This window comes from Paenibacillus monticola, from assembly GCF_009664975.1.
GTDB lineage: Bacteria > Bacillota > Bacilli > Paenibacillales > Paenibacillaceae > Paenibacillus_AQ > Paenibacillus_AQ monticola.
In genome coordinates, this window is the sequence record NZ_WJXB01000011.1 from 49,478 (window position 1) to 74,289 (window position 24,812).

Annotated in this window: 23 protein-coding genes; 2 read left to right on the plus strand and 21 right to left on the minus strand. The window is 47.7% G+C overall.

Annotated elements, in window-relative coordinates:
- Positions 1-72 precede the first annotated feature (72 nt).
- From GJB61_RS23140 to GJB61_RS23205, 14 genes are all read right to left on the minus strand, one after another.
- Positions 73-1,011 (minus strand): aldose epimerase family protein, encoded by a 939-nt coding sequence (locus GJB61_RS23140; protein WP_154121397.1) that lies wholly within the window; start codon positions 1,009-1,011, stop codon positions 73-75.
- A 245-nt stretch (positions 1,012-1,256) separates the two neighbouring features.
- Positions 1,257-2,078: an alpha/beta hydrolase gene (locus GJB61_RS23145; RefSeq protein WP_154121398.1), complete on the minus strand. Its 822-nt coding sequence runs from the start codon at positions 2,076-2,078 to the stop codon at positions 1,257-1,259.
- A 54-nt stretch (positions 2,079-2,132) separates the two neighbouring features.
- Positions 2,133-2,630, minus strand: a complete 498-nt coding sequence (locus GJB61_RS23150) for a MarR family winged helix-turn-helix transcriptional regulator (protein ID WP_229522395.1) — start codon at positions 2,628-2,630, stop codon at positions 2,133-2,135.
- Between the two features lie 64 nt (positions 2,631-2,694).
- Positions 2,695-3,621 (minus strand): 5'-3' exonuclease, encoded by a 927-nt coding sequence (locus GJB61_RS23155; protein ID WP_154121400.1) that lies wholly within the window; start codon positions 3,619-3,621, stop codon positions 2,695-2,697.
- A 30-nt stretch (positions 3,622-3,651) separates the two neighbouring features.
- Positions 3,652-4,017, minus strand: a complete 366-nt coding sequence (locus GJB61_RS23160) for an arsenate reductase family protein (RefSeq protein WP_154121543.1) — start codon at positions 4,015-4,017, stop codon at positions 3,652-3,654.
- A gap of 181 nt (positions 4,018-4,198) precedes the next feature.
- On the minus strand, positions 4,199-5,191 hold the full coding sequence (locus GJB61_RS23165; protein ID WP_154121401.1) for an RluA family pseudouridine synthase: 993 nt from the start codon (positions 5,189-5,191) through the stop codon (positions 4,199-4,201).
- Position 5,192: 1 nt separating this feature from the next.
- Positions 5,193-5,756 carry a cob(I)yrinic acid a,c-diamide adenosyltransferase gene (locus GJB61_RS23170; RefSeq protein ID WP_154121402.1) on the minus strand — a complete coding sequence of 188 codons (564 nt, stop codon included), beginning with the start codon at positions 5,754-5,756 and terminating at the stop codon, positions 5,193-5,195.
- 14 nt (positions 5,757-5,770) lie between these two features.
- On the minus strand, positions 5,771-6,328 hold the full coding sequence (locus tag GJB61_RS23175) for a type 2 periplasmic-binding domain-containing protein (RefSeq protein WP_154121403.1): 558 nt from the start codon (positions 6,326-6,328) through the stop codon (positions 5,771-5,773).
- 165 nt (positions 6,329-6,493) lie between these two features.
- A complete protein-coding gene (locus GJB61_RS23180; protein WP_154121404.1) occupies positions 6,494-10,840 on the minus strand; it encodes a bifunctional 2',3'-cyclic-nucleotide 2'-phosphodiesterase/3'-nucleotidase in 4,347 nt (1,448 codons plus the stop codon).
- Positions 10,841-11,034: 194 nt separating this feature from the next.
- Positions 11,035-11,286: an aspartyl-phosphate phosphatase Spo0E family protein gene (locus tag GJB61_RS32430; protein WP_338116056.1), complete on the minus strand. Its 252-nt coding sequence runs from the start codon at positions 11,284-11,286 to the stop codon at positions 11,035-11,037.
- 344 nt (positions 11,287-11,630) lie between these two features.
- The gene (locus GJB61_RS23190) at positions 11,631-12,851 is read right to left on the minus strand and encodes an aminotransferase class I/II-fold pyridoxal phosphate-dependent enzyme (RefSeq protein WP_154121406.1); all 1,221 of its coding nucleotides are present in this window, start codon (positions 12,849-12,851) and stop codon (positions 11,631-11,633) included.
- A gap of 13 nt (positions 12,852-12,864) precedes the next feature.
- The gene (locus GJB61_RS23195) at positions 12,865-13,365 is read right to left on the minus strand and encodes an Lrp/AsnC family transcriptional regulator (RefSeq protein ID WP_154121407.1); all 501 of its coding nucleotides are present in this window, start codon (positions 13,363-13,365) and stop codon (positions 12,865-12,867) included.
- Positions 13,366-13,653: 288 nt separating this feature from the next.
- Entirely contained in the window at positions 13,654-14,040 is a 387-nt protein-coding gene (locus tag GJB61_RS23200; RefSeq protein WP_338116057.1) for a spore coat protein, read from the minus strand.
- A 30-nt stretch (positions 14,041-14,070) separates the two neighbouring features.
- Positions 14,071-14,304 carry a hypothetical protein gene (locus GJB61_RS23205; protein ID WP_154121408.1) on the minus strand — a complete coding sequence of 78 codons (234 nt, stop codon included), beginning with the start codon at positions 14,302-14,304 and terminating at the stop codon, positions 14,071-14,073.
- A gap of 181 nt (positions 14,305-14,485) precedes the next feature.
- Here GJB61_RS23205 and GJB61_RS23210 point away from each other — a divergent pair, with 181 nt between their 5' ends.
- Entirely contained in the window at positions 14,486-15,715 is a 1,230-nt protein-coding gene (locus tag GJB61_RS23210; RefSeq protein ID WP_154121409.1) for an NAD(P)/FAD-dependent oxidoreductase, read from the plus strand.
- Positions 15,716-15,794: 79 nt separating this feature from the next.
- Here the strand turns inward: GJB61_RS23210 and dcuR are convergent, their stop codons facing one another.
- From dcuR to GJB61_RS23240, 6 genes are all read right to left on the minus strand, one after another.
- The gene (dcuR, locus tag GJB61_RS23215; RefSeq protein ID WP_154121410.1) at positions 15,795-16,511 is read right to left on the minus strand and encodes a two-component system response regulator DcuR; all 717 of its coding nucleotides are present in this window, start codon (positions 16,509-16,511) and stop codon (positions 15,795-15,797) included.
- The gene (gene dcuS, locus GJB61_RS23220; protein WP_338116058.1) at positions 16,508-18,115 is read right to left on the minus strand and encodes a DcuS/MalK family sensor histidine kinase; all 1,608 of its coding nucleotides are present in this window, start codon (positions 18,113-18,115) and stop codon (positions 16,508-16,510) included. Before dcuS ends, dcuR begins: the two co-directional genes overlap by 4 nt.
- Before the next feature lie 32 nt (positions 18,116-18,147).
- A complete protein-coding gene (locus tag GJB61_RS23225) occupies positions 18,148-19,359 on the minus strand; it encodes an MFS transporter (protein ID WP_154121411.1) in 1,212 nt (403 codons plus the stop codon).
- Positions 19,360-19,429: 70 nt separating this feature from the next.
- Positions 19,430-19,981 carry a hypothetical protein gene (locus GJB61_RS23230; protein WP_154121412.1) on the minus strand — a complete coding sequence of 184 codons (552 nt, stop codon included), beginning with the start codon at positions 19,979-19,981 and terminating at the stop codon, positions 19,430-19,432.
- A 154-nt stretch (positions 19,982-20,135) separates the two neighbouring features.
- Positions 20,136-20,555: a DUF350 domain-containing protein gene (locus GJB61_RS23235; protein WP_154121413.1), complete on the minus strand. Its 420-nt coding sequence runs from the start codon at positions 20,553-20,555 to the stop codon at positions 20,136-20,138.
- A 32-nt stretch (positions 20,556-20,587) separates the two neighbouring features.
- Positions 20,588-22,951, minus strand: a complete 2,364-nt coding sequence (locus tag GJB61_RS23240; protein ID WP_154121414.1) for an endonuclease MutS2 — start codon at positions 22,949-22,951, stop codon at positions 20,588-20,590.
- A gap of 154 nt (positions 22,952-23,105) precedes the next feature.
- On the opposite strand from GJB61_RS23240, the gene GJB61_RS23245 reads away from it, so the two are divergent.
- Positions 23,106-23,453: a phage holin family protein gene (locus GJB61_RS23245; RefSeq protein WP_239712349.1), complete on the plus strand. Its 348-nt coding sequence runs from the start codon at positions 23,106-23,108 to the stop codon at positions 23,451-23,453.
- 79 nt (positions 23,454-23,532) lie between these two features.
- Here the strand turns inward: GJB61_RS23245 and GJB61_RS23250 are convergent, their stop codons facing one another.
- On the minus strand, positions 23,533-24,648 hold the full coding sequence (locus tag GJB61_RS23250; RefSeq protein WP_195724441.1) for a GGDEF domain-containing protein: 1,116 nt from the start codon (positions 24,646-24,648) through the stop codon (positions 23,533-23,535).
- Between the last annotated feature and the right edge of the window lie 164 nt (positions 24,649-24,812).

The window sequence follows — 24,812 nt, forward strand, 5'->3', positions numbered from 1 at the left end:
CTATCGCTCCTACAGTTCCAAAATCCCCCTCCGTTACTTCTGCCTTTTGTTACATTCTTTAGTTAATCCTATCTAGGTTATATTTATCTCAAGAAACCAGCGGTATATACCCTGGCCCTCGACGACGGCTGCTTCGTTTCGCGGAATAGCCTGCTGGAGACTGTCCATTCTGCCGGTTGCCGGTTCAAGTGCAACATGATAGTTTCCGCCATAGCCGGCATAATTGGCCCATACTGCCAGATAGGGAACCTGCTCCGCCGGAAAAGTGAACCATAAGGCTTCACCAGTCACGGGGTCACTAATCCCGACGAAACCATCACCAAGCTTGCCAGTGAAATAGTATTTCTCGGCGAAGTTGCCTGCCGCTGGCTCCATGGTACTCAGGTCAACTATTCCGGCAGCAGTTTGGACAAAAGGCCAAGAGCGTGTGTCCTGAGATACTCCTAAACGTCCGCCCTCTGAATACGCTACCTCTATTTCCTTTAATTCGCTAGGCATGTGCAGTTGCATCCCTTCATGGATTTGCAATAATGGATGCGCTGCCCATAGAAAGGAGAATGGAGAATCCGACTTATTCGTCAGTGTATAGTCGATACGAATTGTACCTTCTGTAGCACAGGAATACACCTTCTCCAACAAATAAGGAAGTTGTACCCCTTCCACACGGCAATGCAAAGCTGACCCTGTACAATGATGCTCCCAGCCAAGGGACCAGACCTCACCGTGGTCAGGAATAGCTCTGTCCTGCCAAGGCTGCTGCGGATACATGCAGGCATCAATACAAGGAAACATCTCATCCCACCCACTCTCGTCCCCCGCTGCGAAGGAGGAACCATACCCTCCGTTCCCTAACGGTTTCCCGCTACGCCATAACCATTCTCGGTCTGTCTTGCGGTTGCGCAGTGTAATCATCTTACTGCCGAGCTCCGGAATAATTCCTATGGACACCAGATCTGTCTCGCCGATCCAAGCGGCATACCCCTCAATTTCTGCCTTCCGCCATATCATCATAATTCCCCTCCGTCCAAATTATAGATCACCTATTTCGATCATCACATATCCTTATACTAACGCCCAACCTTGGATGAACCAATTGACGAAATGCGGTTGATGATGGACGATATTATGATTTCAAGATCAAGAATAGTTATGAGTTGGAATGAAAAAGGGATAAGCAGCTCAAACTCGCTGCTTATCCCTTCTCCTGTGCTCTGAACCCAGATCCCCCAACATGATATCTTACTTTGGCATCTATTTTAAATTGTTTTTAACCAACTCAAGATTCTATCTACTGATTCCATATATCTCTGCCCTACGAGCAATCCGGTATGAGTTGTGCCCCAAAGTCCTGTATAGTCAGCATGGAGGTGCTCAGCTGACAAGCTACCCCGAATGTCATCGTCCTCACTGTTTACTGCACTGATAACCAAGCACGGGCAAGATATTGAACTGCTGTCTATGGATATACCCTTTGCCCCGAAATGAAAAGAAAAAACGCTAAATGCTTTTGATGACTCCATTGTCAGATACTTTCTTTGAAATTCAATGTCATCTGACGTTTCATCTAAACTTGAATCCTCTTCACGGGCTGGGGCAGGCAATATGATACCAGGTGTCGTCTGGACTATATCTTTGTATGGCATTGCTTCATATACTTCTTTGCTTATACTTGAATCGATCAAGACCAAACCTTCGATCTCGGCGGTTTCAGCCAACTTCTGGCTCAAAATCCCTCCCATACTAAATCCGATAAGGATCGGTGGAACATCACATTCAGCGATAACTTTTTTAATATCCTCCAAATAATCCTCAAAAGTAATCTTAGTCATATCCATGAGCCTGCTCTTATAGTGACTCCTCAAATTCATAACGTAGCATTTCCACCCCTCACTGATAAAATGAGGTATGTATTTACTCCACATCCAACTTCCTGTGTAGGCACCGTGTACAAACAGTAAAGGAGCCCTTTTTTTAGTTTCTTCTGTGCTATACTCCCCCTCGAATATCTCTAGAAATAAATCATCCCCCCCAATATATTTCTCCGTGTGATAGGGTAATTGTTTCGTAAAATCTTTCATGATTTATTTCCTCCTCATCATCATTTAGTTTGATATAAAACTATTTGAGAAAAATTAAAAGTTGTCATAAACCTTTTTTAAAATGTTAAGCAGGTCTTCTTTTTCTTTTTCAGAGATGTTTAAGTAAAACACATCTAACATTTCTTTAGATATCGTTTCAAAGATTGGTTCCAGTTCACTCCCCTTAGGAGTCAAAGTAACATATACAACCCTTGTGTCCTCTCTGTCCCTTTCCTTTGTCACATATCCGAGCCGGACCAACTTGTCGACAAGTGCTGTGACTGTAGATTTATCCTTCCCAATCGTTTTAGAAATGTCCGCCATAGTGAGTCTGGGCTTCTTAAATAACGCATAGATGATATCCCCATGCGAAGTGATAATACCGTCTATCCCATGCTTCATCATTTCTGCCACGATAAACCGATTGACTTTATTCTTAATTTTAGAAATTAATGAAATAGCATCTCTTTTTTCCATGACCACATTATAGTTTGATATCAAACCAATGTCAAATGGTCTTGGTACGCTCAAAGATACCTTAGCAGAATGCAAAAAAGGGATAAGCAGCTCAAACTCACTGCTTATCCCTTTTCATATAGCTTATCCAATCAGAGGATTAACCCAGATCCCCCAGCTCGATCTGCACAATGCCCCGTTCGTCCTTTACTCCGGCAATCAGATGCATCAGGCTACCGAATTCCAGCTCCTCGAACTTACGTGCCGCCGTCTCCCGCTGCAATTCCCACAGACATTCAGCCAGTGTACAGGCAATGGGCACATCGCAGCGGATCTGTGCCAGATCCCGCGACAAATGCAACATCTCAAGGTCGGCTTCGATCTTGGCCCGCACACCCTTGGGCAGCAGATGCAGGTTCTCGATCACCCCTTCAACTGTCCTGTATTCAGTCAGCAGCTTCAGTGCAGTTTTCTCTCCAATCCCCTTTACGCCAGGATAATTGTCGCTTGTATCGCCCATGAAACCCTTCAGGTCGATGACCTGCAGAGGGGTTAGCCCTTTGTCCTCCAGCAGCTCGGCAAGGTCATACACTTTATAGTTCGAACGGCCTTTTTTCATAATAACTACCTTCACGCTATCATTCACCAGCTGCAGCATATCATGGTCTCCGGTCAGAACATAGACCTCAGACTCCTCACTAAAATAAGAAGCTAATGTACCAATGCAATCGTCTGCTTCAAAACCCACGAGACCAATATTCGGCACACCAAGCTCTGCTACAACTTCCTTGACCAGTTCAAATTGTGGAATCAACTCTAGAGGTGCCTCGATCCGGTTTGATTTATAGCCTGAATATTTCTCCGTCCGGAACGTCCCCTTACCCATATCCCAGCAGCATACGACATGCGAAGGCTCAAAGGTGCTGACCGCATCGAAAAAATACTGTAAAAAACCGTATACCGCATTCGTCGGTAATCCTGCCTTCGTCTTGCGAATATATCCTCCATAAGAGGTCGCATAAAAAGCCCGGAACAGCAGCGCCATTCCATCTACCAGCATTACCCGGCCCGTTGTTTCTGCGCTCATGTGTAACCTCTCCTTTTATAATCTTGTCAGTCAGGTGTTAGTCCAGGCGTCCGCATATTGTTCTTCCTTGAATCCAACTGTAACCTTGCTTCCATCGCTGACGATAGGACGTTTGATCAACATCCCGTTAGCCGCCAGCAGCTCCAGTTGCTCTTGCTCACTAAGCTGGGGCAGCTTATCCTTCAGCCCTTGTGCTTTATAAACCTCACCGCTTGTATTAAAAAACTTCTTCAGTTCCAGGCCGCTGTTCGCCACCAGCTCACGCAGTTCCTCCACCGTCGGCGGCTGCTCTGCGATATGCTGAAGCTCCAGTTCATGCCCTTGGCCTTGCAACCATTTCACCGCACTGCGGCAGGTGCTGCATTTGGGGTATTGATATACTTTTAATTGACTCATGGTGTGCTCCCTCATATCCGGCTGATTATTTCGTAACTGCGGGGAATGTTTGGACTTCCGGCCGCTGTTGTCCCCAGATGTTCTTAATTTTATCGCCTTCTGCGGATAACATCCGGGGACAAAGGCGGTCGCTGTCGCTCCTACAGTTCCAAACTTCCCCTCCGTTACTTCATCGCCGGATTTATAAATCACAATTCGCAGCTGCAGCTTGCTGCAACTGCGCCTCCAATGCCGCCATGTCGGGCGGCATTGGGGCTTCGAAGGTCATTTCCTGCAGCAGTATCGGATGCCGGAAGGTCAACCGTACGGCATGCAGCGCCTGGCGCGTCATCGCAACGTCGAGCGCTGCCACCGCCTCGAGCTGCTCAGCCTGGGCAGCGGTGAGTTCCGGTATGCCATATAGCTCGTGACGGTACATACCGTCACCGATTAAGGGGCAGCCGATAGAGGTCATATGCACCCGAATCTGGTGGGTGCGCCCGCTCTCCAGCTTCAGCTCGACGCTTGTGCCGCTGGGGTAAACCGCCTTGACCTCGTACCGGGTCAAGGAAGGATAACCATCCGGCGTCACTATGCGACGGTGCGGCTCCTCCGGATCACGGTCGATCGGACCGTCGATATCACCGTACGGCTCCTCTGGAGTGCCATGCACAAACGCGGCGTAGCGTTTGTCTACCGTTCCAGCAATCATCTGCTCGGAAATATGCTGATGACTGTAAGGATTCTTCGCGATCACGAGCACACCGGAGGTTTCCTGATCGAGTCGGTGGACCGGACGGAAGCGGAAGCGCTCGTTCTTTTGCGCCCAATAATAGACGATTCCATTCGCTAGTGTATCCGTATAATGTCCATGCGTCGGATGTACAATAATGCCTGCTGCCTTGTTGACAATAAGCAGGTGTTCATCCTCGTAAAGAATATCAAAGGGAATCGGCTGCGGCAAGATATCCTCAGACGTCTCCGTCGCCATACGAATCTGTACAGTATCTCCTGCCTGCACACGAACGCTAATGTAGACGCGTTCTCCGTTCAGCGTGATGCCCTGCTCTGTCAGCTTGATGCGGGAGAGCAGCTTGCGCGATACATCCATCCGCTTCTGCAGGATGGTCTTGAGCAGCATACCGTCCTCAGCGGGCGGTATTATATAGGTAATGGGTGAATAATAGCTAGTCATGTTAGTTACGGAACACCTTTTTACTGCGGACATATTCTACATCAGCAATTCCTGACCGTGTATTTGCCGTCCGCGCCAATGCAAAGAAGTAGTCTGACAGCCGGTTCAGATAAATAACCGCTTGCGGGTTTATATCTGCACTTCGTCCTAGTGTAACCGCCCGCCGTTCGGCCCGTCGGCAGACGGTACGGCAGACGTGTACTACTGACGAGAGCTCGCTGCCTCCTGGCAGAATAAAGCGTTCCAGCTGCGGATTCTCTGCTTGCAGGGTATCAATCCAGCCTTCCAGCCGCTCCGCCATCTCGCTTTTCACCTTATACTTCCCCTCGCTGAGCTTCACAAAAGCCAGATCGGAACCACAATCGAACAGCTCGTGTTGAATCTCCAGCAGTTGCTCGCGCACATCCGCGAATTTCTCATCTACCATCAGACTGCGGGCCTGCCCTACAAAACAGTTCAGTTCATCTATAGTTCCATAGGCTTCCACGCGGACATCATCCTTGCCCACGCGGCCGCCGATAACTGAAGTTTCTCCTTGATCTCCCGTACGTGTATAGATCGCCATCAATTGTTCCTCCTTTATTCCATCATCGCCTTAATCGCAGCAATGCTCTTATCCACACTATCAGCAGAAACAGCGAGCGTCACGAACACATCGTCGGGTGCAAATCCAGCATCCTGTAACATTTTCAGCTTCGACAAGGGAATCGCATATAAGTGTTTCTCCTGAACAAGCTCATCTTCCTCACCCCGCATCACTCCACCTTCGAACACACCTTCCGGATAATCCTCAGACTTGAAATAGTCATCCAGCGGCAGATTGGCACCATTCTTACCGTAATTCTCCACATCCGCTTTAGACAAAATGACAAGGTCATTCATCCCAGCCGCATATTCAACCATCAGCTTTTGGATATTATAGATAGGCGACGAATTGAACTCCACCTTCGTCTCTTCACCCAGCTTATCCTGCAGCTTGTCTTTTACAGTCTCTTGAAATTTGCTGTCCGGAGTCAACCCATTAGGCATCATGAAGATTGTCACCGAATTCTTGCTGTCGTCCCCACCACAACCTGAAATTAAGGTCATCATTACCAGCAGCGCCACGACAATACTACCTTTCCACTTTCCTCTCAACGTACTTCCTCCTCGGTGCATGAAATCGCATAATAATAGTTTAAGCTTTCTAGTGTAAATAAGGCAAATTTAGTGTGAGTCTAATATGTTCCAGTTGCATAAAAAAAGGTATTCCTTTGCCCCAAAGAGGGACAAACGGAATACCTAATTAGTTTTACTAGAAGATTAAGACGCTTGCTGCTGCAGCATGCGGTAGATAATTACTGCCGCTTGCGCACGATTAGCTATGCCCTTCGGCAGGAATTTCTCAGAACCTACACCATTGATAATTCCCAAATGGGTCAGCTGTGCGATAGATTCCTGGGCGTAAGAAGCAATTTGTGACTTGTCCGCAAATGGTTTGAGTGCAGCATTGTTGTCAATTGGCTGCAGCTGTTCTCTCAAGGCGTTGGCGACCATAATTGCCATTTCTTCACGGGTAATTTCACGACCCGGTTCAAATTTCCCGTTCCCGGAACCTTTTACAAGACCGGCATTCACTGCCATGGTGATAGTGTCCGTGTACCAGACACCTTGTTTGACGTCTGTGAATGTAGTGCCCGTTCCAGAATCACTCAGATTCAAGGCACGAACCAGCATAGTAACGAATTCCGCACGGGATACGTTTTTGACGGGTGCGAAGGTATTTCCATTTAGACCTTTTATGATCCCTTTTGCCGCCAAGAAATCAATGGCTTCCTGAGCCCAGGCCACTTTACCCAGATCCTTAAATCCGGACACCGGAGCTGCTGAAGGGGTTGGGGTTGGGACAGGGGTAGCAGATGCTGTTACCGCAGGCGTTGCGCTAGGTGTTGCCGTCGGACTAGGTTTTGGTGTTGCTGTCGGGAATGATCCCGAAGGCGAACTCGTTGCCGGAGTCGGATTGTTATCAATTCGCCCTTCAATGGCGGCTGTGATGGCTCCACCCTTGAATGTCTTAACGATGTAATCATAGAACACATCCAGATCAATAGGTCCCGCTAAAGATGCACTGGCTTGGGTCAGAATGGTGTAATTATCCCCACCTGCTGCCATGAAATTGTTGACCACAGCTGTATAGTTTTGGGTCGGATTAATTGGTGTTCCGTTAGCCGTCGTGAGGCTGGAGATACGATCTGCTACCGGCAGATTCATGTTGGCCGTGTATTTCAGACCGGAAATCTGCAAAGTTTTGATGTCATAAGTTCCGTCGGATTTCAGATACCATTGCTGCTGAAGCAAGGTTTTGATCTGCGCTCCAGTCAACGTCAACTTCACAAGCGTATTGCCAAACGGCTGGATTTTGGCCAGATCGCCGAAGGTGACATTCCCTTTCGGAAGATCGGCGCGAATGCCGCCCGGATTCATGAAGGAGAAGTCCGCAGCACCTTTACCGTCGCCGAAATCTGCACCGCGCATAGCATCCGCGATCAGATTGCCCAGGGCAGCCTCTTTAATGTATACATCTGTCCGGGTAACGGTTCCGTCAGTTGTACCTACAGGCTTAGTCAGTTCCGGATGCTTATTCAAGTAGTAGTTAACAAGAGCAGCCGATTCTGCATCCGGTGTAACTCCATCTTGTACAGTGTTGGTCACCACGGCAGATTTGCTCAATACATCGCCCGTTGTATGACTAATCACCAGCTTGATATCCTCAAATGCCATTCCATAGGAGTAGGCTTGGACAATCAGCTTGCCGTTTACAAGGCCGTTAGCCAGGGCATGGTTGTCACCGGCAACAATAACATCAACCGGGGAGTTCGCGGGAAGCGCCTTAGCCAGATCGGCTGCTTCGCCGGTGGTCACATCAGCTTTAGTCGTTGCCGGATCATGTGCGAGTACTACGATTGCTTCTACACCTTTACCCTGAAGCTCTAAGGCATACTTCTCAACAGCCTGAACTTCTTCTTCAGGAGTCAGGAAACGGACACCCGCTGTACCTGCTGGGGAAACCTTGCTCGGTGTGGCTTTGGTGACAAGACCAATAAATCCGATCTTTACGCCGCCTATTTCTTTGATGACATAAGGGTTGATAATCGGCTTGTTCGTAGCGCTGTCTTTGTCTACAGCATTAGCGTTGATGTAATCAAAATCTGCACCCTTATGGATTATATTTTGATTCTTTGGATCAACTCCACCATATAGCTGTGTCTTCAGCGCATCCACGCCTTGGTCAAACTCATGGTTGCCCAAGGAACCAATGTCAAATTTCATCAGGTTCATCCATTCATGCGTCGGTTCATCGCGCTCAAGTGACGATACAGGAGCTGATGCACCCACAGAATCACCGTTATGGAACAGCAGTGAATTGGTATATTTTGCACGGGCGTCTTTCAGGTAAGTCGCGAGAATAGGAACCGTACCTACATTCTTGTTATTTAAGATAGAGACCGTATCCAGCTGGCCATGGAGATCATTGATACCGAGGAGATGCACCTCGACGTCTTGGGTAGGAGCAGCTTCTTGCGGACGGAGATTCATTTTGTAGATTCCGAAGCCCAGATTATTGAATTCACCGGTATCAGTAATATTCGTGGGCAGAACCTTTGCTGCCTCAGGTGATGATGTGAATGTTACATTCACATTCCCCTTAATAGGAGCGAGGGACCAGTTGCCATCAGCGGTCGGATCGATCGTTCCAGCTTCGCTAATGTAGTCCATCAGAACCTGACGGTTTTCTTCCAGGGAATCAATCACCATCTCGGAGCCTTTAACACCCGGGAAGTTGCCGCCGCCGCTGGCGCGGTAGTTATTCGTAACAACGATGAAATCCTGGTTCAAATCCAGAGGCTGATCATTGTACGTCACATCCGTAACACGGCTTGCTGAAGCGTCGTTAATCGTGCCGTCAGGCTTGTACTTCGCATTTTTCGTCACATCGATTTTATACTGGATGCCGTCGATCACATCGAAGTTATACACGGCAAATGCTGGGTTCAGCAGGGCTTGCGGAGTCGAGATGGCCGGCTTGATACGATTAAAAGCGCCTGCGCTCATTTCCAGCCATTCTTTTACGACAGAACCTTTAATCTTGATGGCTTTCAGCGTATTGTCATACAGATACAAGTCACTGGCGCTACGAATTGTCAGATCCCCAACAGCAATATTTGTATACTCGGAAGGGCCGTTGCGACCTGCCTTGAAGGGGGCGCCCACGCTGAGAATGGCCAAATCCTTGTATTCCGGAAGATTGGCATCAATGTAATTCTGCACGTACCGCTTCTGGGCATACGTAACAATCTGGACAGTCGGATCATCCTGGACCATAGCGAAATAGCTGTTCATCGGAGCCGTTGTTTCCCCCAGCTTCTGGCCGGTGTAGGCAATGGTAGCTTCATGATCCGCTGCGACAGCAGCATCTACAGCCGGATCAGGAGCAACGGTGGAAGTGTTGAGTTTGTTCTCTGTCTTATAAATGGAGCGGGTTGATGCTATTGATGTTTCCTTCTGCACACTCCATACTCCATTTACCTGTGTAAGAACAAGGTCAATCAGTCCCAAATTGGCACCGCCGAAACCAGCTTGTACAGCTGGAACCCCATTAATATGACCTTTCACATTATCGATAACTGCTTTATCGTTTGCATAAGGCAGCTTTGTTCCCGGATCGATAAAGGAAGCATCCAGAGTAGCGTTATTCCCAGTTGGGAACACCTTATGCGTGTGCGAGAACGTAATAGCATCAATCCCCTCAACCTTACTTAGGGCATTAATATCATTCTCGGAGCCATCTCCTTTAACTGCGTTTATATCAAAACCAGTGTGCGCCATAGCTACTATAACCTGCGCACCAGCAGCTTTCATGAGGGGAACGAATTTCTCAGCGGTTTCAGCGATATCTTTGGTCATGACCTGACCTTCCAGATTCACTTTATCCCACTCCATGATCTGGGGGGTTACGAGACCCAGCAGACCGACTTTAATAGTCTGTATTTGACCATTGCTGTCTGTTACCTGCTTATCGAGAATGACATAAGGGGTAAAAGCATTGGTCTCACCATCAGCTTTATATATATTTGCATTTACATAAGGAAAATTCGCATCAGTAGCTTCTTCATTACCTGCGCTTCCTTTTACTGTCCGCTTTAAAAATTCCAGCCCATAGTTAAATTCATGATTTCCAAAAGTCGCCGCATCGTAGCCCATAACATTCAAGGCTGCAATCATCGGATGAACTTTGGTTGACGAATTCTCCAGATCGGATTTGTTCGCCATGTAGGTACCCAGTGGAGTACCTTGAATCAGGTCCCCGTTGTCGAGCAAAAGATTATTTGGTTCTTCGGTTCGGGCATCTTTCACCAATGTTGCCGTCCGGTCAAGTCCAACAGTCACCGATGCTGCATTCTTGAAGTAATCCCAACCGTAGACGTTCGTGTGTACATCCGTCGTGCTCATTAATCGCAGATCTACCTTGGCTGGAGCAACTGCTTCAGCAGACGCCTTATCTGTACTCCAAAATGTACCCAGAGCGACTCCACTCAACACCTGCACTGAGAGTACTGCAGTAGCCAGCACGGAAGCGATCGGCTTGTTCCATCGTGTCTTAAATCTCATATAATTATTAGTCCTCCCTATCAAATATATCTACATCCCGCGACAGTATATCATACATAAAATGTAGATTATCACAGCTTACGTAAAGTATAGACAGGAATTATGTAAAATAGTTTACAGCCACATTATGGATGAATCTTCATAAATGGAAGAAGGGGGCCCCCATGGAGAGCCCCCTTAATAGCATTCAGCAGTTACTTCCTGCGTGGACGCCTTCTCATATATTCATTGATCTTTAGATCTAGCAAACTGCTGATTTCAATGACATTATCACAGGTAAAGGATTTCTCCTGCACAAAAAGCTGTTCCATTCTGCTGCGGAGTTCGCAAATTTCATCTTCCAGAGAGAGCCTGCGTTCAGAAGCATCACTCTTGGAGGGCCGTTTCCCGTTTCCCGAGAAACACTCCCCACCATAGAAAGGTAAGTAATAATCGGCAATAAGCACAATCATCCCTCCTAAAAGTTTTGTGAGCATAGCTTCTTGGTTAACTTCGTTCAAAACTACATCGTAAGCATACCCTTAAGTTTTGTGAGCATAGCTTCTTTGGTTAACTTCGTTCAAAAATGCATCGTAAGCATACCCTTAAGTTTTGTGAGCATAGCTTCTTGGTTAACTTCGTTCAAAACTACATCGTAAGCATACCCTTAAGTTTTGTGAGCATAGCTTCTTGAATAACTTCGTTCAAAACTGCATCGTTACGAGTCCTGTTAATGTAATTAAAGGAGATCGTTACTCCTAAAGTAAAATAATACCATAGGCTTGATAGATTCGCTATAGTCCAAACTTCTCTATTCCAGTCTTTCCCGCTCCAATTGTGCGACAAAAGTGCCAATACGATCAACCGCTTCGTTCAATTGGGAAACTGAGGTAGCATACGAGCAGCGCAAGTAGCCTTCGCCACCTAATCCAAATACACTGCCCGGAACTGCAGCCACCTTGTATTCAAGCAGTAGCCGCTGAGCGAATTGGTCGGAGGTTAACCCGGTACGCTGTACGCTCGGGAAAGCATAAAATGCGCCCTGCGGCTCATGGCATTCCAGCCCGGCATCACGTAAGCCCTTGACGATCAATCGCCGCCGTTGATTATAGGAATCCGCCATCCGGTCCTTCTCTTCCATTCCGTTAGTCAGTGCCTCTAGTGCAGCCACCTGACCCATGGAAGGAGCACACATTACGGTATATTGATGAATCTTGAGCATCGCGGCGATCAGATCCGGGTGACCACAGGCATAACCCATCCGCCATCCGGTCATCGCAAAAGCCTTGGAGAACCCACTGACCAGAATGGTGCGGTCAATCATGCCAGGCAGCGATGCAAAGCTTACATGGTTGCTGCCATAAGTCAGCTCCGCATAAATTTCATCCGATATTACGATGAGATCATGTTTCACTACGACCTTAGCGATCGGTTCCCAGTCCTCCCGACTCATTATGGCACCGGTCGGATTGCTTGGATAACATAGAATCAGAATTTTGGAGCGGGGTGTAATCTTGGCCTCGAGTGCCTCCGCAGTAATCTTAAAGTTGTTCTCACCAAAAGTCTCCACGCCCACAGGAATACCACCGCCGATAGCCGTAATCGGCGAATAGGATATATAACAAGGCTCGGGGATGAGTATTTCGTCGCCCGGCGCGATCAGTGCGCGCAACGCCAGATCAATCGCCTCACTACCACCCACAGTGGCTATAATCTGATTCGCAGGATCATATTCCACGGCAAAGCGGGTGTGCAGATAATTGGCAATGCCTTCGCGCAACTCAGGCATTCCCGCGTTGGAGGTATATCCAGTAAATCCTCTTTCCAGCGAATAAACGCAAGCTTCTCTGACATGCCAGGGAGTCTTGAAATCTGGCTCCCCAACTCCCAGAGAAATGATATCCTTGCTGCCTGCCGCCAGATCAAAAAACTTGCGGATGCCCGATGGCTGTATTTGCTGCACCAGTGGAGCCAAATAGGAATTCATCGACTTGCTAGTATCTCCGTCTAGCTGCGTTTTGTTCGTAATCATATGGTTTCTTCCTTTATGGAGAGATCATTAGACGATTGTCTTCTTCATGCTCCTCGAAGATGATCCCGTCCTGTTTGTATTTTTTAAGTGTAAAATTCGTTTTGGTTGAGAGTACTGCGTCGATTGGAGATAGTTTCTCGGATACAAAATTGGCGACTTCCCGCAGATTGCGGCCTTCTACTTCGACTAGAAGATCATAAGCACCGGACATCAAATACACAGATTTCACTTGTGGATACAGATAGATTCGCTCCGCTATCCCTTCGAAACCACGTCCCCGTTCGGGTGTAATCTGGACTTCAATCAGTGCGGTTACTCGCTCGTCATCCACCTTATCCCAATTGACAACTGTAGCATATTTAACGATGACATGGTCTTTCTCCATTTGTTCAATCACCGTCTTCACGTCGTCTTCCTCTGCTCCAAGCAGTGTTGCCATTAACGCTGTGGAGCTTCTCGCGTCTTCCTTAAGCAGTTCCAGCACTTTCCTCTTCAGTTCATTCATTTCCTTCATGCCTTCCCTCCGGAATTGTTCGCCCATGACTTTACGCTGTTAGCGCGTCGCCCGCGAAAAGAGTTTAATGTTTAATACTAATATGACATGAAAAGGATATCTCTGCAAACTAAATAACCCCACGCTATGTACATCATGGATCATTTCTTGTTTCTTTCACTCCAGATAAAAATAAAGCCCGCCCACCGGATCAATCCGGTATGGACGGGCCATTCAACAACAATTGTTGAGCAGACTGCAATAAAGTGCTAGCTATTGTTGCCCTTGCTTCACGCAGTTACAGCAGGGTTACATATAATAAGAGTTTTGGTTCTGATTGGGCTGATGCTGCGGATAGTGGGCCTGGCCATAAGAGCCATTGCCACCTGTTTTTTGCTGAACAAACTGCTGACTTTTTTGCTGTGTTTGCAGGGCGCACTGAATCTGCTTATCCACTTCCTGGCGCAGCGCCTTGGAAGGTGCTGTATACATATTCATCTGCGACATATGTGTATACAGATCTCCTTGCAGACGCAACGTATCCATCGTCAACTCGTTAAAGGTTTGACGAACGGTTGGACAAGCCGACTCCGTTGCAGCGGTTGTATATTCGCGTACCGTCCGTTTCAAGTCAGCCAAAATCGTATTCATTAAATCTTCATCCGGCATAAATGCTGATCCATTCTGAGCATTCACAAAATAACCTCCTTTTAAATTGAATTGCAATTATTGGGGTTGTGTAGGCGCGTATTGTTGATGATGCTGAAGCAGCTGTGTCAGCGAGTTCATATGTTGGGTATGGCTTTGTAGATGCTGCATACAAATTTGGTGTACTGTCGAGTTCTGTGTAGTTCCCGCTGTTGCAGCCAGCTGCTTAATGAGTAAATCCTCGTTGGAAATGGAGTCCGCGATGTATTCCAGTTCTTTTCCGCTGAGAGCCTGCATTTGCATGGATTGCATGAATGGTGTTCCCTCCTTGAATAGATGTTTCAAACAGTATGTAGTATGGACCATTGATACTCCGTTTATGTGCCAAATTGCGCAAGCCCAAAATAGACAATCAGTTGCTGTAGTCTGAGAATGAGATGCTTAAATTCTGCTAATAATACTATACCGGAATGATAAAAGGAGAGAGTAGATTATGCACTTGAACAGCGGGCAACTGCCCTGGAGGAGCACTTTACCGACACCTCCGATTTATCCGGCACTACTAGAGGATATTCACTGCGATTGTCTGGTTATTGGGGCCGGTATGGGCGGAGCTATGGCTTCTTACCGCTTATCTGTAAGCGGCGCGAATGCAGTACTGATTGATAAAAGAAGGGTGGGAAGCGGAAGTTCCTGTGCTAACACAGGTCTGCTGCAAATATCCAACGATAAGAGTTTAACCTCCTGTATGCATACATTTGGCGAGGAGCAGGGTCTTCTGTTCTATAAGCTGTGCCAGGCTGGTGTCCGTTCTATCCTGGAACTGCCAGGCCGATTGGACATTGATCCACAAATTATTCCTCGCGATAGTCTACTATACGCTAGCGTTCCAGAGGATGTCCCTGCACTTCGGCAGGAATATGAGAACCTGATAGCCCATGGCTTTGACTCGGAATTCTGGGAAGCTGACCAAATTGCTTCCGTCTATTCCTTCTCCAAGCCAGCGGCTCTTTATTCGCACGGTGATGCGGAGACCAACCCTTTCCGTACCGTACACAGCCTGATTGCCAAGGCTGCTGCGGGTGGCGTTCGCGTATACGAGCAAACAGAGGCGCAGAATTACGAGTTCACAGCTGACGGAGTTATTTGCCATACGCCGAACGGGCGAATTTTTGCCAAGAATGTTATATTTGCGATGGGTTACGAGACTCAAGAGATGAAAAAAGACCGGGGTGCCGAGCTGATTAATACCTATGCTATCATGACTCGTCCATTACAAGAATTCCCCAAATGGCATGAGCGAAGCCTGATCTGGGAAACGGCCCGGCCCTATTTGTATTTCCGGACCACTCGGGATGGCCGCATTATTGCGGGAGGCAAGGATGAACAGCTGACCGATCCCGAGCGCCGCGAGGTAAGGGTGCTTTCCCAGAGCCAACGGCTGCTGGAGGAGCTTGAAGCACTGTTCCCGGAAATCAAGGGAGTGGAAGTCGAGTATGCTTGGGGTGCTGTGTTTGGCTCCACACGAGACGGCTTGCCCTATATCGGGCCACACCCCAAATTTCCGCATTGCTACTTCATTGAAGGCTACGGTGGGAACGGCACCGTCTATAGCATGATCGCAGCCGAGCTGTTAACAGATACGATTGCCGGTAAAGCTCGGCCGGAGCTTGATCTGTTCTCGCTAACAAGGACCCCCAAACCTTCAACTCCCAGCCATTAATAATAAATTACAATAAGGGATGCCCAAAACCAACATGGCTAGGACATCCCTTAAGTAACTATTAATGCTACATCTTCAATTATAGATATTGAGCTAAGATCTCATGTCCCTCGGACATCACTGTATACATATATACAGGTCGGCCTATAGAACCATAACTGCTCTCCATAGACAATACGCCGATCTCTTCCAGAAAAGCTAAATATTTTCGTACCGAGATACGTGAAATAGCTGCATGGGACGTGATATCCTCCGTGGAAAATGTACTTTGATTCAATTCATTGATAATATTCCAAATGATGCTAAGAGTCGCATCGGTCAACCCCTTAGGCAACTCTTCAGAACGCTGTTTTGAGTTTGCCTGGCGGTGGCGCATCAGCTTATCCAGCTGTTCTTGACTGAGATGCTCAACACGCTTCATTAATTGATGATCTTTTTGATATCCTGTAAGTGCTGCTTGAAAGCGGGTGAACTCAAAGGGCTTGATTAGATAATCGACAGCCCCGTATTGCAGCGCTTGACGAATACTGACATTATCACTTGCCGCTGAAATTACAATGACATCCATTGTATTTCCCTGTTCGCGGAGTTGGGTCAACAGCTGCAGCCCGTTAGTCTGCGACATATAGATATCCAGCAGAATCAGATCAACTTCCTGCTCAGCAAGCAGTTTTTTGGCTTCATCGCCTGATGCCGCCCAGCCCACACATTGAAAGCCCTCAATTGACTCCAGATAGTGCCTGTTAAACTTGGCTACCATGGGGTCATCTTCCACGATAAGCACTTTAATCGTCATTCGTTATCATCACCCTTTACTTTGTAGAGGACATCTGCGATAAATGTTGTCCCCTGCTCTCCCTCGGATAGCACTTCAAGACGACCATTCAGTTTATCCACACTCCGCAAGACGAGATATAGTCCCAGTCCCCGATTCTCACCCTTGGTAGAGAATCCTTGGGTAAACATCAACTCCCGAATCGGTTCCGGAATGCCTGGACCATTATCTTGCACTGTACAGATTAATCGGCTCTGCTGGTACCGAAAAGCAAGGTGAATTTCTTTATTCTCCATTCCATTCAGCGCATCCATAGCATTATCCAGCAGATTACCGACAATTGTAATTAATTCATGGGTAATATGAGGTCCTGCCGACTCCGGTAGATAACAATCCTCTGCCAGAATCAGATTGATGCCAGCCTCCCGAGTTCTGCTTAACTTACCCAGCAAAAATCCGGCCATAACCGGGTCCTTGATCTGCCTCGTGATCGAACCGATCTCATTCTGATAGTTAATGACCGTACCTGAGACATATTGTTGCAGCTCGTCATATAATCCCATATGAGTCATTCCCATAATAACATGCAGCTTGTTCATAAATTCATGAGCACCCGCCCGCAGTGCATCCGCATACAGAGAGACACCGGATAACTGTTGCGCAAGTTGGGTGATTTCCGTCTTGTCCCGAAAGGTAACAATCGCCCCGGCAATCGTTCCACTCACCCAAATAGGCAGGCTGTTGGCCACCAGCGTTGTACCATTCAGTTCAATTTCTTTATCAGGCTTTACTTCCCCTGACTTCAATACAGCTTCCAAACGTAGAGTCGGCCAATAGTCGCTAATAGGCTGTCCCAGCGCTGCTCCGGTAAGACCCGCTCCCTTAAGCAACCGCTCTGCTTCCAGATTAATAAGCGTAATCCGGGCCTCGTCATCAACGGCTATGATTCCCTCGCGGATGGATTGCAGCATGGCGCTGCGCTCCTCCAGCAGCTTAGATATTTCTGAAGGCTCCATCCCGAAGATCATTTTCTTGATTTTCCTGGCCGAAATACTGGCTCCTACCGCCCCTAGCACAGCACCTGATAGCAGTATCACAATAATGATCCATTCATTTTGGCGGACAATTCCTCTGACTCTCTCCAGAGATAGCCCGACGACAACTACACCTACCTGTTGACCCCGCCCATTATATACAGGAACAAATGCTCGAAGCGATTTTCCAAGCTGCCCCTCGCCTTCAGAGACGCTTTCCTCTCCACGGAGCGATCGATCCAGCCCGCCACCTTCAAAGGGTAGGCCGATTAATGAGGGATTCGGATGCGAGTAACGTTTGCTATTCATATCAGTGACAACTACAAACAAAATATCATTGCGGCGGGTGATCTTGGCAGTATAGGCCTGAATATCCTTACTTTTGCCTTCATTCAAGCCCTCAGCTACCAGCGGGATTAGAGCAATCGTACGGGCAATGGTAATCGCCTTGTCTTCCAGAGCCTGCCTTTTCTGCGGAATAATCAGGTTGCTGAAGATGATATATAACACCAGCAATACAAGCGTAATAACTCCACACACCATAATCGTTACGGTAGTTCGCAAGCCGTAAATCCGTTTTCTTTTGAACACTACAGGCCTCTCCCATGTTCATACTTTATAAGTTATGCAGAATCTCCCTGTTGTCTACTGGGCAGCAAACGCCGCAGCATCCACCAGCTTCCAAGCGGCGCTGCTCCAAGAATTAGCATTAGCAGCGTGATGATGCGCGGAGTTCCACTTATCGACAACACGCTGATGAACACAAACATTCCGAGCAGTCTGCCGGTCATCAAACTTAGCTCGCGCAGCACAACAAGCTCCACCCTGTTCTCGGCGCTTTCTGCACTCTCACCCATAAGGTCAAAGCTAGTCGAAATCATCGGCAGCATGTAGAGAGGGATAAATAGAGCGGTACCGATCCCCATCAGCAGTAAAGTCCCGTAACTAACCTTCCAGAGCAGTGGTGTGATTACCGCAACGAGCAAAATACTACCGCAGAACATCCCTGCCGAGCGGAATTTGGGCTTAAACCATTTGCCCGCCGCCCAGTAGCTAACTAATGACACCGCTGAAGTGATCAGCGTAAATTGCCCCAGTTTACTCTCTTCCTTAGCAGCTATGTACACCAGCAGTCCGATTAGGAATGAGAACACACCCTCCCTTAAGCCTTGAAAAAGCAGGCTGGCCGCAGCCAGTCGCCAGTGACTCCCCACACGGTGCAGCTCATTCCATGGCCTCTTCCAATCATACTCCCCTTCGTTCTTGCGCTTTTTAAGAAAAAAGCTCAAGATTGCTGCTGCACCGTAAATGGAGAGGGACAGAATAAATATGAGGTGATAGCCGCGTTCCCTACGCATGGAGGAGATCAACCAGCCTGCCAGCCAGGGAGCCGTCATACCCGTTAAGGAGCCCAGCAGTCCCATCCAGCCCGTAAAGAAATCTCGATTCCCGGCATCTGTAATTTCGAAATAGACAATATTATAGGCCAACCAGAACAAGCCAGTTGCAATCCCCAGCACCAACCCAAGCGGCCATAAATAAGATACTGATGTAGTGCCTAATCCCAATACCAACAGATAAAAAAGGCCCGAAACGGCGATACCAAGCCGCAGGGCATTCATCTTGTTGTGTTCTTTTACCCATTTCCCAGCGAGCCAGAAGCTGAGTCCTACCGCGAGCTGCTGAGCCACTGTGAACCAGGCGATCATCCGAAAGTCCGGACGGCTTTTCCATAAATATACGTTCAAAAAAGTACCAGACAGCGCACTTGCCAGCAGAAATAATCCGTTGACTGCCAGCAGCAGTACCGCCTGATTTTGCGATGAGACCTTCATGGTGTACCTCCCTGCCTTCTGAACATGATCTTCTTTAACATGTCCAGAAGCGGGAAAAACATCAACCAATTTATTTATGTTGGATCGTAAGATTACGTATGAGCTGAATTCGGTCCACATGAGCCAAGCTGTGCTGTGCATGGAAACATGCAGGACATATATATAGATTCAAGGAGAAGGGAGGCGTTAGCATAGGTACACCGAGTGTAGACGGTACTGCCGGCTGGAAACTCGTCACTACCTGAGTGCCGGTAAGAAGCATCAGTTCATGGCACTGTGGGCATTCTGGAGCTTCATCCTGTGTTGCCAAAATGTCGGAAGTGCTCTTTTCATAACCCCGCAAGTCATAGTCGTCGCGAAATTGCTCCAAATTGTTGATAATGGGTACGGAGCTGTCCTCATCCGTCGGCCCCCATAAATCCTCAGCGTTGTTAGCCTGTTGTTGCGTATCTTCTTCCACTTCCAGATCATCCTCAAGGTCATCTTCGAGATCATCTCTACCCAGACTGACCGTGCGGTAACCGCTGAGTTCATTGTTGCAGTGAGGACAGGTTTCTTCAGGTCCAAATTCTTCATCCCATACAATCTCCGTATGACACCAAGGGCAAACAGTCGTTTCCATATATATGATCTCCTTCTAGCATCTTTTTAAATTTAATTAATCATTAAGTAAATAATACCGGCCGCTATAAAAGCAATGGCAGCCACAAACAATACCCGGGTCAAAATCTTCATAATTCCCTCCCAAGAAGAAACGGCTTTGCTTAGAAGCGTATTTAGAAAATAGAAGCACCAATAACATAAGACAAGGAAACTGAAATAATCATTGCTATAAGTCCAACTGCACGGTTATCGGCGGCGATTTCATCATCGATCGAGAACACGGGTGTAAGAAATTCAAAGAGGAAATACGCCAGCAACAGCAGTAAAAAACCAACAACCGACCACTTCATCGTCTCATAAATTGACACTTCCGCTTGGATGCTGAATCGCAGGATGTTACAGATGCCGAATATTTTGCCGCCGGTTGCCATCGCTACTGCGACATTCCCTTTGCGGATCTCTTCCCAGCAGTTATATTTAGTCACCATTTCAAAAAAGGACAAGAACACCACCAGTCCCAAAATGGCTACAGTGAAATAGCCAAGCAGCGCACCTAGCGGATGATCCAGCAAAAGATCAACATTTTCTTGCATTCTTTCCCCTTCTTTCCGCCATGCTACAGCTGCTATTGCAGTTCTGCCACGGTCACACCTGCACCGCCTTCATTATAGTTCCCGAGCCGGTAGCTTTTGACATATCTATGTTTACGCAAATATTCTTGAATACCTGTTCGCAGGACTCCGGTTCCCTTGCCGTGAATAATCGAAATCTGGCCTAGATTACCCAGAAAGGCCTCATCGATAAAACGATCTGTCTCCATAATCGCTTCCTCCAGATTAGACCCACGCAAATCCAGCTCACTGCGGATATTCTCATCACGCGTTCGTTTCACTATGGTTGCTTGGCGGAGTGCGGGAGTTCCGCCCTTTGGAGCAGATAACAGCTCCAGATCATCAAGACGCACCTTCATCTTCATTACACCGAACTGCACGAAGGCTTCCTTAGAACCGCTCAGTTCCACCACATGGCCCTTTTGATTCAGACTGCTCATCTTCACTTCATCTCCAGCCTGAATCTGCCGTGGGGACTTGACCACAGTACGGGAGACTGCCTTCTTGCGCGGCGCTGGCTCTGCATCATCGAGACGGCGCCGCGCTTCAATCAGCTTATGCTCCTTGACAGATGCCCCTTCCTCCATGGCCAGAAGGCGCAGATCCGTGATGATGTCTTCCGCTTCCTTGCGGGCTTTGGCGAGAATCGCGCTGGCGTCATTCTCCGCCTTCTCCAGCCGTTTATCGCGTTGACTTTCCAGCTTCGCAAGCTCAAGCTGATGCCGTTCCCGCAGTTCCTCGACCTCACGGCGAATGCTCTCTGCTCTTTCATGCTCCTTCTCGGCTGCGAGACGATTCTCTTCGAGCGAAGCAATCATATGCTCCACGCGCATATCCTCTTCCTTCACTTCACCACGCGCATGATCGAGAATTGGACCTGGCACACCCAGTCGCTCCGCAATAGCAAAGGCATTGCTTCGTCCTGGAATACCGACCAGCAGACGATAGGTTGGACTGAGACTCTGGACATCAAATTCCATACTGGCATTGATGACCCCTTTGCGTTCGTAAGCATAGGCTTTAAGTTCACTATAATGCGTGGTTGCCACCATCCGGCATTCAGTACGATGGATATGCTCCAGAATCGCAATCGCAAGCGCTGAGCCTTCTGCCGGGTCTGTACCAGCTCCCACTTCATCCAGCAGTATCAAGCTCTTCGGTGTCATTTTGTGCAGAATATTTACAATATTGGTCATATGGCTGGAGAATGTACTGAGACTTTGTTCAATGCTCTGCTCATCGCCAATATCGGCATAGATAGCATCAAATACACACATCTGGCTGCCTTCCTCCGCAGGAATGAACAAGCCCGACATCGACATCAGACTCAGCAGACCGATCGTCTTCAGGGTAACCGTCTTACCACCAGTATTCGGGCCGGTCACAATAATCGAACTATATTGGTTCCCGATCTCCACATCCAGTGGAACTACATGGTCCGCAGCGATCAGCGGATGGCGTCCTTTACGCAGCTTAAGGTATCCCCTGTCATTCATGCGCGGCTGGGTAGCCTTCATGTCACGGGCAAGACGCGCTTTGGCGAAGATGAAATCAAGCTCGCCCAGAATGTCGACATCATAGCTCATCTCTTCGGCAATATCGCCTACTAGTGCTGTCAGTCTGTAAAGAATAATCTCGATTTCACGCTCTTCACGCAGTCGTGTCTCGCGCAGCTTGTTGTTCATCGCCACAATGGATTCCGGCTCAATAAACAAGGTTGCTCCTGATCCGGACTGATCGTGTACGATACCACCAAAGTGAGCACGGTATTCCGCCTTAACCGGAATGACGAACCGATCCCCACGAATCGTCACCAACTGATCCTGCAGCATTTTGGCGACCGAAGAAGAACGAATCATAGAATCCAGCTTCTCGCGGATTCTTGTCTCCCCAACCCGTAGCTCCCGGCGGATCGAGGCTAGCTCCGTACTAGCCGTATCGAGCACATCCGCATTCTCGTCAATACAGGAACGGATATCATCCTCAACATGTTTCTGCTCCGACAACAGCTCGCTTTGGGCAAATAAGGAGACAATTTTCTCTTCCTCATGCATTGCAGCTAAGAAACGTTTGACTCTGCGTGCGCCACCAATCGTATTGCCTACGGCGAGCAGTTCACTCGTTCCCAGCATTCCTCCTATAGATGCACGCTTCAATGCCGGTTTAATATCGCTAATACCGCTGAAAGAAGGGATGCCCTTCAGACGATCGACATTAGCCGCCTCGTCCGTCGCTTGCAGCAACAACTTCACCCCTTCAAAATCACCGGAAGGCTTTAACTGCTCGGCAGTTAGCTTTCCCATCGGGGTTTGTGTATATTGCATTAATTTATTTAAAATCTTGCGATATTCAAGCGTATGCAAAATTTTGTCGTCCAATTACAGTCACAGCTCCCTTCATAGATCTTTCTATTATACAGAATACGGGTCATTTTCGCTATTTGGGTATTGCTTCAAAGCATAAAAAAAACAATTCCAGGTCACAATAACAACTGCACATATCCTTAAGCGATAGCCAAAGGAGGTTAGTTCAGTGAGATTTTTAGGTCATGTAGTCCGTTTTATCGTAGCAGCGATTGTACTGTTAGTTGTTGGCTGGATCGTCCCACAGTTTACGATTGGCGGTTTCTGGAGCGCGCTTATCCTCGCGCTGGTTATTGCTCTGCTTGGCTGGGTTGTCGAAGGCATCTTTGGCAAAAAAACAACACCCTTCGGACGCGGCATCGTCGGTTTTCTGGTCAGCGCTCTGGTCATCTGGATCGCGCAGTTTGTAGTAAGCGGTGTTAGTGTATCCATACTCGGCGCACTTCTGGCCGCGCTGGTCATTGGGATCATCGACTTGTTCCTGCCTGTATCCACTCCATTTGAAGCCGCGAAATAGTTTTTTTCAGCCGCACATCGTACGCAAGCGAACCCCCCTGTTTCCGGTTCTTCCGGTACAGGGGGGTTCGTCTATTCCTTTACGCATAGGACAAAAAGTGGTCATCTCCCGTTGTCACTACAGCGGTGACTACAGCATTCTTCCCGCTTCTTTTGGCAGCATACAGAGCATGATCTGTCTTACGGAACAGCAGCTCCTTACCGTCACCCAGTTGGTAATCGCACAAACCGATGCTAACCGTAATCGGTCTGCCCCCCGCATAGGTATGCTCCATACCCGCAATGTTGATCCGCATCTCCTCCACAGTGCCATAGGCTTCAGGGAAGCTTTGATCCGTGAAAATAACAGCGAACTCTTCCCCGCCATACCTGGCTGCAAAATCGTTCAAACCAATCATTCCGCCAAGTTTGGCTGCAACTTCCTTCAGTACAAGATCTCCTACCCAATGCCCATACATATCGTTGACGCGTTTGAAATTATCAATATCAAAAAGAGCCAGCTGCAACCGGAGTCCATTACTTTCACATTGCTCCAGCAAAGAATCGAGATATTCATGAAAAGTTTTATGGTTATACAGACCGGTGAGTGCATCCATCTTCAGCAGCTTATCCGAAATCGCCCGCTCCACCATGAGCCCCTGCTCCGATTTGGCTAATTGCTCCAAGCTATCGCGTGCATCGTGAGCGCGGATAATTACACCCTGGGCCATTACGACAAATACAATAAATACGCCCTCTACCATTAAGAATTCAAGCAATGGCTTGTGTAGAAATATACGTTCCATTCCAAAATAAACTGCGGCATAGAAAATCATGCTGAATATTCCCAGGCTATGAAGCAGTTTACGGTCAAAATATACGAGGGCTACCATAATCGGCATCATCAAGGTCATCTGCGCACCATCAACAAACGGCTCTATGACAAAATACAAAAGATAGGAAACTATAAATCCACAGCTAACGACAGCCTGTTTGTGGTAATTGTGGTTTAAGCGCAACCAGGTCTCGGCAGCTACCATACAGATTAGAATTAATATATTGGAAGTTACAAATAAATGCCCTTGCTTAAGATACACTATTGTCTTTACTGCAAGACTATCAACGCCCAACACATAAAAAACTTGCGAAACCAGTAAAAAAATCACAACAATCCAATACCAGTTCAATATTCTCCGATGCCATATTTCTGTGTTCAACTTATCGTCATCTACATTAATGTGAATCCCCTACTTCTAAGCGGTGATATAATAGCTTTCATTATAATTAATTAAAATTATTTTTGCATCATTTTTTTGCATTTTTCGACAAAGTTCGGAGACAACCTCCTTTTACTAACTTAATAATAGCTTATTAAAGCGTT

Coding starts and splice junctions, on each gene's coding strand:
- GJB61_RS23225 (WP_154121411.1), bottom strand. CDS start 19,359: ATGAAGGTCTCATCGCAAAATCAGGCGGTACTGCTGCTGGCAGTCAAC.
- GJB61_RS23210 (WP_154121409.1), top strand. CDS start 14,486: ATGCACTTGAACAGCGGGCAACTGCCCTGGAGGAGCACTTTACCGACA.
- GJB61_RS23170 (WP_154121402.1), bottom strand. CDS start 5,756: ATGGCGATCTATACACGTACGGGAGATCAAGGAGAAACTTCAGTTATC.
- GJB61_RS23205 (WP_154121408.1), bottom strand. CDS start 14,304: ATGCAATCCATGCAAATGCAGGCTCTCAGCGGAAAAGAACTGGAATAC.
- GJB61_RS23140 (WP_154121397.1), bottom strand. CDS start 1,011: ATGATGATATGGCGGAAGGCAGAAATTGAGGGGTATGCCGCTTGGATC.
- GJB61_RS23180 (WP_154121404.1), bottom strand. CDS start 10,840: ATGAGATTTAAGACACGATGGAACAAGCCGATCGCTTCCGTGCTGGCT.
- GJB61_RS23160 (WP_154121543.1), bottom strand. CDS start 4,017: ATGAGTCAATTAAAAGTATATCAATACCCCAAATGCAGCACCTGCCGC.
- GJB61_RS23195 (WP_154121407.1), bottom strand. CDS start 13,365: ATGAAGGAAATGAATGAACTGAAGAGGAAAGTGCTGGAACTGCTTAAG.
- dcuR (WP_154121410.1), bottom strand. CDS start 16,511: ATGACGATTAAAGTGCTTATCGTGGAAGATGACCCCATGGTAGCCAAG.
- GJB61_RS23145 (WP_154121398.1), bottom strand. CDS start 2,078: ATGAAAGATTTTACGAAACAATTACCCTATCACACGGAGAAATATATT.
- GJB61_RS23190 (WP_154121406.1), bottom strand. CDS start 12,851: ATGATTACGAACAAAACGCAGCTAGACGGAGATACTAGCAAGTCGATG.
- GJB61_RS23230 (WP_154121412.1), bottom strand. CDS start 19,981: ATGGAAACGACTGTTTGCCCTTGGTGTCATACGGAGATTGTATGGGAT.
- GJB61_RS23155 (WP_154121400.1), bottom strand. CDS start 3,621: ATGAGCGCAGAAACAACGGGCCGGGTAATGCTGGTAGATGGAATGGCG.
- GJB61_RS23165 (WP_154121401.1), bottom strand. CDS start 5,191: ATGACTAGCTATTATTCACCCATTACCTATATAATACCGCCCGCTGAG.
- GJB61_RS23235 (WP_154121413.1), bottom strand. CDS start 20,555: ATGCAAGAAAATGTTGATCTTTTGCTGGATCATCCGCTAGGTGCGCTG.